At 65.9% G+C, this 5,836-nt stretch carries 12 protein-coding genes and 1 pseudogene; all 13 read left to right on the forward strand.

The annotated features are described in order from the left end of the window. The first annotated feature begins 38 nt into the window (after positions 1-38). Complete coding sequence (locus LRA98_RS12340) at positions 39-419, forward strand: hypothetical protein (RefSeq protein WP_238634198.1); 381 nt, start codon at positions 39-41, stop codon at positions 417-419. After that, positions 416-1,120, forward strand: coding sequence for a C39 family peptidase (locus tag LRA98_RS12345; protein ID WP_238634199.1), 705 nt, complete (start codon positions 416-418; stop codon positions 1,118-1,120). The genes LRA98_RS12340 and LRA98_RS12345 overlap by 4 nt, the downstream gene beginning before the upstream one ends. Before the next feature lie 5 nt (positions 1,121-1,125). Next, positions 1,126-1,635, forward strand: a complete 510-nt coding sequence (locus LRA98_RS12350; RefSeq protein WP_238634200.1) for a hypothetical protein — start codon at positions 1,126-1,128, stop codon at positions 1,633-1,635. 164 nt (positions 1,636-1,799) lie between these two features. After that, positions 1,800-2,075 (forward strand): nucleotidyltransferase domain-containing protein, encoded by a 276-nt coding sequence (locus tag LRA98_RS12355; protein WP_238634201.1) that lies wholly within the window; start codon positions 1,800-1,802, stop codon positions 2,073-2,075. Then, positions 2,072-2,551, forward strand: a complete 480-nt coding sequence (locus LRA98_RS12360) for a hypothetical protein (protein ID WP_201169077.1) — start codon at positions 2,072-2,074, stop codon at positions 2,549-2,551. The genes LRA98_RS12355 and LRA98_RS12360 overlap by 4 nt, the downstream gene beginning before the upstream one ends. A 98-nt stretch (positions 2,552-2,649) precedes the next feature. After that, positions 2,650-2,925: a type II toxin-antitoxin system Phd/YefM family antitoxin gene (locus LRA98_RS12365; protein ID WP_201169079.1), complete on the forward strand. Its 276-nt coding sequence runs from the start codon at positions 2,650-2,652 to the stop codon at positions 2,923-2,925. Further along, complete coding sequence (locus LRA98_RS12370) at positions 2,925-3,341, forward strand: type II toxin-antitoxin system VapC family toxin (RefSeq protein WP_201169082.1); 417 nt, start codon at positions 2,925-2,927, stop codon at positions 3,339-3,341. The genes LRA98_RS12365 and LRA98_RS12370 overlap by 1 nt, the downstream gene beginning before the upstream one ends. 46 nt (positions 3,342-3,387) lie before the next feature. Then, positions 3,388-3,618, forward strand: coding sequence for a nucleotidyltransferase domain-containing protein (locus LRA98_RS12375; protein WP_238634202.1), 231 nt, complete (start codon positions 3,388-3,390; stop codon positions 3,616-3,618). Between the two features lie 166 nt (positions 3,619-3,784). Then, positions 3,785-4,189: a MarR family EPS-associated transcriptional regulator gene (locus tag LRA98_RS12380; RefSeq protein WP_238634203.1), complete on the forward strand. Its 405-nt coding sequence runs from the start codon at positions 3,785-3,787 to the stop codon at positions 4,187-4,189. A 108-nt stretch (positions 4,190-4,297) separates the two neighbouring features. Then, positions 4,298-4,588 (forward strand): type II toxin-antitoxin system HicA family toxin, encoded by a 291-nt coding sequence (locus LRA98_RS12385; RefSeq protein ID WP_238634204.1) that lies wholly within the window; start codon positions 4,298-4,300, stop codon positions 4,586-4,588. Between the two features lie 2 nt (positions 4,589-4,590). Then, positions 4,591-5,100, forward strand: a complete 510-nt coding sequence (locus LRA98_RS12390; RefSeq protein ID WP_238634205.1) for a toxin-antitoxin system HicB family antitoxin — start codon at positions 4,591-4,593, stop codon at positions 5,098-5,100. After that, on the forward strand, positions 5,097-5,597 hold the full coding sequence (locus LRA98_RS12395) for a hypothetical protein (protein ID WP_238634206.1): 501 nt from the start codon (positions 5,097-5,099) through the stop codon (positions 5,595-5,597). The genes LRA98_RS12390 and LRA98_RS12395 overlap by 4 nt, the downstream gene beginning before the upstream one ends. 58 nt (positions 5,598-5,655) lie before the next feature. Beyond that, a pseudogene (locus LRA98_RS12400) lies at positions 5,656-5,836 on the forward strand (hypothetical protein); the annotation flags it as partial.

The raw sequence follows: 5,836 nt of genomic DNA on the forward strand, positions 1-5,836 counted from the left end.
CCGCCCCCCGGGGCCGCACCGCATCGGGAGCATCCTTCATGAACGAGATCAAACAACGGCGTAGCGGGCGGACCAAAGTCTGGGCACCGGCGCTCACCCTCGGCGCAGCGCTGGCGGCCCTGCCTGGGCTCGCGGCAGCCGACGCCCTCGCCTTCGAACAACTGCTCGGCACGCCGGTGGCCGCCGCGGCACTGGACGAGCACCGCGGCATGGCGGACACCTTCCGTTACCAGGCCAGCACCATCTCGGAACAGGGCACGGTCCTCGGCAACGTCGTGGAATCAAGCCCCAGCGGCATGAACATCATTCAGGACGGCGCCCTGCGCGACAATCACGGGCTGACCACGATCATCCAGAACTCCGGTCACCACGTGATCATCCAGGAAGCCACCAACATCAACGTGACGGTCACCCCATGAGCCGCCGCGCCACGGCACTGGCCACCCTCGGCGCCCTGGCCTGCCTGGCCCTGGCCGCGCCGGCCCCGGCCCACGCGGCGGGGCTGCCGATCCAGCAGCTCGGCGGCGGCCACCACGTCCAGGTGGAGAGCCTGCAGTCGGTGCGCTTCCGCGGCGTGGTCCGCCAGGCCCTGGACTACAGCTGCGGCTCGGCGGCGGTGGCCACCCTGCTCAGCTACCACTACGACCATGCAAAGGACGAGCCCGAGGTCTTCGCCGGCATGTTCGCGGCGGCGGACCAGGAGCTGGTGCGCACCGAGGGCTTCTCGATGCTCGACATGCAGCGCTACCTGGCCGAGCTGGGCTACCGCGCCGACGGCTTCAACCCCCCCCTGGCGCAGGTGGCCGAGCTACGCATCCCCTGCATCGTGCTCATCGATACCGGCGGCTACCTGCACTTCGTGGTGATCAAGGGCATCCGCGACGGCCAGGTGCTGGTCGGCGACCCGGCCATGGGCCTGCGCACCTACAGCAAAGAAACCTTCGAGCAGCTGCGCCGCGGCCCGATGCTGATCGTCCGCGACCGCCACGAGCTCGCCCAGTCGAGCTTCAACCCGGACCGCGCCTGGGCCGTACAGACCCGCCTACCCTTCGAGCACGCCCGCGAGCACCAGGGGCTGAGCGACTTCACCGGCAACCTACGCCGCCCAGGAGCGTGGTGATGGTCATGGCCGCACGCCTCGTTCACCGCACCGGCTGGGCCCTGGGCCTGGCGCTGGGCCTCGCCCTGATCAGCCCCGTTACGGCCGGCGAACCGCCCCACGACCCGTGGGACGGCCTGGCGCGGGTCCCCTCGGCCGAGTTGGAGCAGTGGCGCGGCGGCTGGACCAACAGCGACGGCGTCCTGGTGCGCTTCGGCTTCGAGCACGCCGTGGCGGTCAACGGTGAGACCCGCGGTAGCATCGGACTGGACCCGATCACCCTGCGCCTCGGCGACCGCGCCGGCGCCCGCCGCGCCGCCCAGGAGATGGCGGAGGCCTTCCGGTTCACGACCACCGACGGCGTGCAGCTGCACATGGGCGATCAGGGAATGGCCCTGGTGCTCCAGAACAGCCTCGACAGCCAGCTGATCCAGGTCCTTCAGGACCTGGACGTCCAGCTCGAGGGGATCCCGGTGGAGCGCCTCGGCCGGCTGGGCGAGCTGATGCAGACGCAGATGCTGGAGGGTCTGCGCTAAGGCGCACGCGCGAGGGCCGGCTCAAGCGTGCTTGAGTGGGCGCCAACGCCTCCGACGGACAGGCAGCCATGCGCACTGCGCGTTAACATGGCGCCATGCAGTTGCAGACGGTCTTTGCGGAGCCCCTCTGAGGCCCGGGAATGCGACTAACCCAAGAGCAAATCATGGCCATTCATCGTGCTGTCGAGCAAATGACCGGCGGCACAGCACGCGTGCACCTCTTCGGATCGCGGGTTTTCGATGACGCGCGGGGCGGCGACGTCGATCTGCTCGTTACCCTCCCCGAGCCGGTCGACGATGCGATCTGGCTAGCGGCCCGGCTTGAAGCACAGATCAGCCGCGCGCTGGAAGGCCGATCGGTGGATGTCATCCTGAAGGCCCCAAACCTTGAGGTGAGCGCCATCCACCGGATTGCTGAGGAGCAAGGAGTCGAGCTTTGAACCACGAGCAGGCAGAAGAGGCGCGCCTTCAGTTTCTGACCCGGATCGCTGAACGCGAGCGCAGGCACCTGCTCGCAACCGATCAGCGGCTGTTCGAGGCACCGTTCACGACGGAGCGAGCGCGCGCCTTGGAGGATCACCCGCAAGAGGCTGAGCGGGTTGACGCCTTCGTGGCGCGCTTCGGCCGGCTCCAGGACACACTTGGTGACAAGCTGATCCCGGCGCTGCTGCGCGCGCTCGGCGAGCGCGTAGGTCCTGCCCTCGATAACTTGGATCGTGCCGAACGGTTCGGCTGGATTCCTTCCAGCGACGACTGGTTCGCGGTCCGCAAACTGCGCAACCAGATGGTGCATGAGTACATCGAGGACCCGGCGGTCCTTGCCGATGCCCTGCAGCGAGGGCACGCGTACGTGCCGGTGCTGGCACAGGTGACGGACAGCCTGATTGCGATCACAAAAGAGCGGGGTTGGGCGTAACCCGGGCCGTCCGCGACCCCGGGAGCTAAGATCCAGAGCCTCCCTGCTCGATTTCGGTGCTAAAATGGATACTAAATCAAGTACCCGAGGTCGCACTGATGGAGAACGTCATTTCCGCACAAGAGATCAAGCGCCGTGGCATCAGCGCGGTGGATCAGGCATTGAAGAACGGGCCGGTGCACGTCATCCAGCGCAACCGGCCCCGCTACGTGATCCTGAGCGAGGAGTCTTACCAGCGCTTGTCGGAGGGTACCCAGGCCCGGCAAAGGCTATGGGATCGCCTGCTAGGGGATGACGAGGCATACGGCGCAGCGCGCAACCGTGCGGAGCTGGACCGTGAGCTGCAATCAGAGCGCGAAGGCTGGCGCGATTAATGCGTGTTTTTCTGGACGCCAGCGCCATCATCTATCTGCTGGAGGGAGACAGGCAGACCCGGGACGCCACCCGGCAGGTGCTTGGGGGACTGGAACGCGGCTCTGACGAACCGCCGGTGCTGATGGCCTCAGCCTTGAGCCGGCTGGAGTGCCGGGTGCGCCCGCTGCGAGAATCCGACACGCAAGCATTGGAGCGACTGGATGGCTTCCTCGACGACCCGGGGCTCTCGGTGATAGCGCTGGACACCGCCGTGCTGGACAGGGCTACGGAGCTGCGCGCCCAATACAGGCTGCGCACACCCGATGCGATCCAGGCAGCTTGCCTGCTTACGGTGGACCCGAGGGGCGCGTTCGTCACGGGGGATGGCGACTTCGAGAAAGTCCCCGGCCTGCACGTCCACCGGATACCACACTAAGCCCGGCGGACAGGCAGCCATGCGCACTGCGCGTTAACATGACGTCATGACACAAGATCGCATCGAGGCCATCCAGCAGGCCGTCCAGCCCGTCCTGGCAGCCTTCCCGGACGTGCAGGCCGCCTTCCTATTCGGGTCCCACGCGACGGGGCAAGCTCGGGCAGACAGTGACGTCGACCTGGGCCTCGCCGGGCCGCCGGAGCGCCTCGAGGCACAACGCCTGGACCTGCTGGACGACCTGCGGGCGCTTCAGACGGTCTTTGCGGAGTTCCTCTGAGGTCCGGAGAACGCGGTTGCCCCCTCGCTGCACCTGTGATTTCATGACCGCTCACAACCTGAACATCCCTCGCCGGACGGGCCTTCCTCAGGCGTCACCGTCCCGGCGGTAGCGTGCCCAAACGCCCTACCCCGGCCCCCTACGCCCCTCACGGAAACGCCAGCGCATGGATTCCGAAGAGCTCCACCTGCAGGTCCTGCGCCTGCTGGATCAAAACCCCAACCTCAGCCAGCGCCAGATCGCCCGCGAGCTCGGCTTGTCCGTCGGCAAGACGAACTACGCCGTCCGCGCCGTGATCAGCCGCGGCTGGGTGAAGGCGCAGAACTTCTCCAACGCGCCGGATAAGCGCCGCTACCTCTACCGGCTCACCCCGGCCGGGGTGAGCGAGAAGGCACAGTTGGCCTACCGCCACCTGCAGCGCAAGCGCGCCGAGCACGAGCAGCTGATGGCGGAGATCGAGGCGCTGCGCGCGGAGGTGGAGGCCGCCGAGCCCGGCGGCGAGCCGGCCGCCGACGAGGTCAGGGACGAGCCGGAGGACCCCGCCGCGCCCTCGACACCGCCGACGCCGTAGCGCCGCCGGCATTGGCTATCGGGGCGAGGTGCGAGCCATTCGGTAGCGAGAGAGCCCCTGGGCCCTCCCAGCCTGGGCCCTTGCGACACACTGGATGTGACACCATATATGACGTCACGTAGACTGGATGAAGTCATACAGGTACTTGAGGCGGCCGGTGCGTCCCTGCGGTGTGACGACATGCGCCGCCACCTTGAATCACTGGGCTTTGAAGTCCGCGATGGCAAGAAGCAGGGACACAAGATCGTGACCCATCCGCACTTGGAGGGGTTTTACTCCACCTCCTACACGTGCGGGCACGGAAAGAATCCTGAAATCAAGCCGCCTTACGTTCGCAAGGTCCGGGCGACGCTGAGAAACCACTACCAGTCGCTGAGCGACTATCTGGGAGGCGAGTAGCAATGAATCCTCATGACTACAACATCACCGTACGGCAGGTGCATGAAGAGGATGGCCCGTGCTTTGAAGCCCGAGTGCGCGAGCTGCCGGACGTCGCGGAGTACGCTGATACGTTCCAGGAAGCCTACGAGCTCGCGATCGACACCATCGCGACGACGGCCGAAGCGCTCGCTGAACAGGGCAAGCGCATGCCGGCGCCCGCCATGGTGAACGACGAGTACAGTGGCCGCATCACCGTACGGGTACCACGCAACCTGCACCGCGAACTGGCAGAGGCGGCCGAAAAGGAGAATGTGAGCCTGAACCAGCTCATCGCCGGTGCGCTTGGCGTTTACGTCGGCGTCCGTGGCGTGCTTACGCCGGCGGCTGCCTTCCTTCCTCAGTACACCGCCTTCAGCGATGAAAGCATCGCCGTTGCAGGGAATGCTCAACGCAGTCCCGGTAATCCGCAGCTCCGCGTTGTGCGGGATAACACCATGCAGATGGAGGCCCACTGGGGTAACACGGGATGACCGCTGATCAGGCACTGGAGCGTGCCAAGGCCGTCCTGAACATCCAGGATGTCTGGATGCATCAGTCATACGCATGGATGGCCAAGGATTTCGATCCGAAGTTTTCGGATGTCGAGCTCATCGGGGCCCAGCACAAGCACGTAGTGGCTCGAGCAACGTTTGCAGAAGTCACGGACGGACAGCAGCACGCGCCCTACCTCTACCGCGTCTATATTGACCTCGGCATGCGCCTTGTCCAGGTCGAAGAAAACACGGACGCCGCTAATGAGGGGGATACAGATCAGCCTTATGTACTGGCGTCTGTCGAAGCGACTCTCGTAGCCGAATACCGTACAGCGGAAGATCCCGGGGAAGACGCACTCAACGCCTTTGCTGCCCGTAACGCGAGCTACCATGTGTGGCCTTTCTGGCGTGAGTACGTGGTCAGCCAGTGTGACCGCATGCGTTTGCCCCGAGTGATGATTCCGACCATGCATCTGAAGCACAGCGCCCAGTAGCAAGGGCTTCCGCCCCACGCGCTTAAGGCCAGGGGTTGTAATCCAGCAGACGCAGGACTTGGAGATTGCCCCGCCCCCCACCGCGTGTGATGGAGTCGTCGCTCACAAGCTGAACACCTTCGCCGTCCGCGCCGTGATCAGCCGCGGCTGGGTGAAGGCGCAGAACTTCTCCAGCGCGCCGGACAAGCGCCGCTACCTCTATCGGCTCACCCCCGCCGGGGTGAGCGAGAAGGCACAGT

It is taken from the genome of Halorhodospira sp. M38 (assembly GCF_022227985.1).
GTDB classification, from domain to species: domain Bacteria; phylum Pseudomonadota; class Gammaproteobacteria; order Nitrococcales; family Halorhodospiraceae; genus Halorhodospira; species Halorhodospira halophila_A.

Excerpts from the sequence above, each read along its gene's own strand:
- LRA98_RS12370 (WP_201169082.1), top strand. The coding sequence starts at position 2,925 with ATGCGTGTTTTTCTGGACGCCAGCGCCATCATCTATCTGCTGGAGGGA.
- LRA98_RS12355 (WP_238634201.1), top strand. The coding sequence starts at position 1,800 with ATGGCCATTCATCGTGCTGTCGAGCAAATGACCGGCGGCACAGCACGC.
- LRA98_RS12395 (WP_238634206.1), top strand. The coding sequence starts at position 5,097 with ATGACCGCTGATCAGGCACTGGAGCGTGCCAAGGCCGTCCTGAACATC.
- LRA98_RS12350 (WP_238634200.1), top strand. The coding sequence starts at position 1,126 with ATGGCCGCACGCCTCGTTCACCGCACCGGCTGGGCCCTGGGCCTGGCG.
- LRA98_RS12375 (WP_238634202.1), top strand. The coding sequence starts at position 3,388 with ATGACACAAGATCGCATCGAGGCCATCCAGCAGGCCGTCCAGCCCGTC.
- LRA98_RS12340 (WP_238634198.1), top strand. The coding sequence starts at position 39 with ATGAACGAGATCAAACAACGGCGTAGCGGGCGGACCAAAGTCTGGGCA.
- LRA98_RS12345 (WP_238634199.1), top strand. The coding sequence starts at position 416 with ATGAGCCGCCGCGCCACGGCACTGGCCACCCTCGGCGCCCTGGCCTGC.
- LRA98_RS12390 (WP_238634205.1), top strand. The coding sequence starts at position 4,591 with ATGAATCCTCATGACTACAACATCACCGTACGGCAGGTGCATGAAGAG.
- LRA98_RS12380 (WP_238634203.1), top strand. The coding sequence starts at position 3,785 with ATGGATTCCGAAGAGCTCCACCTGCAGGTCCTGCGCCTGCTGGATCAA.
- LRA98_RS12385 (WP_238634204.1), top strand. The coding sequence starts at position 4,298 with ATGACGTCACGTAGACTGGATGAAGTCATACAGGTACTTGAGGCGGCC.
- LRA98_RS12365 (WP_201169079.1), top strand. The coding sequence starts at position 2,650 with ATGGAGAACGTCATTTCCGCACAAGAGATCAAGCGCCGTGGCATCAGC.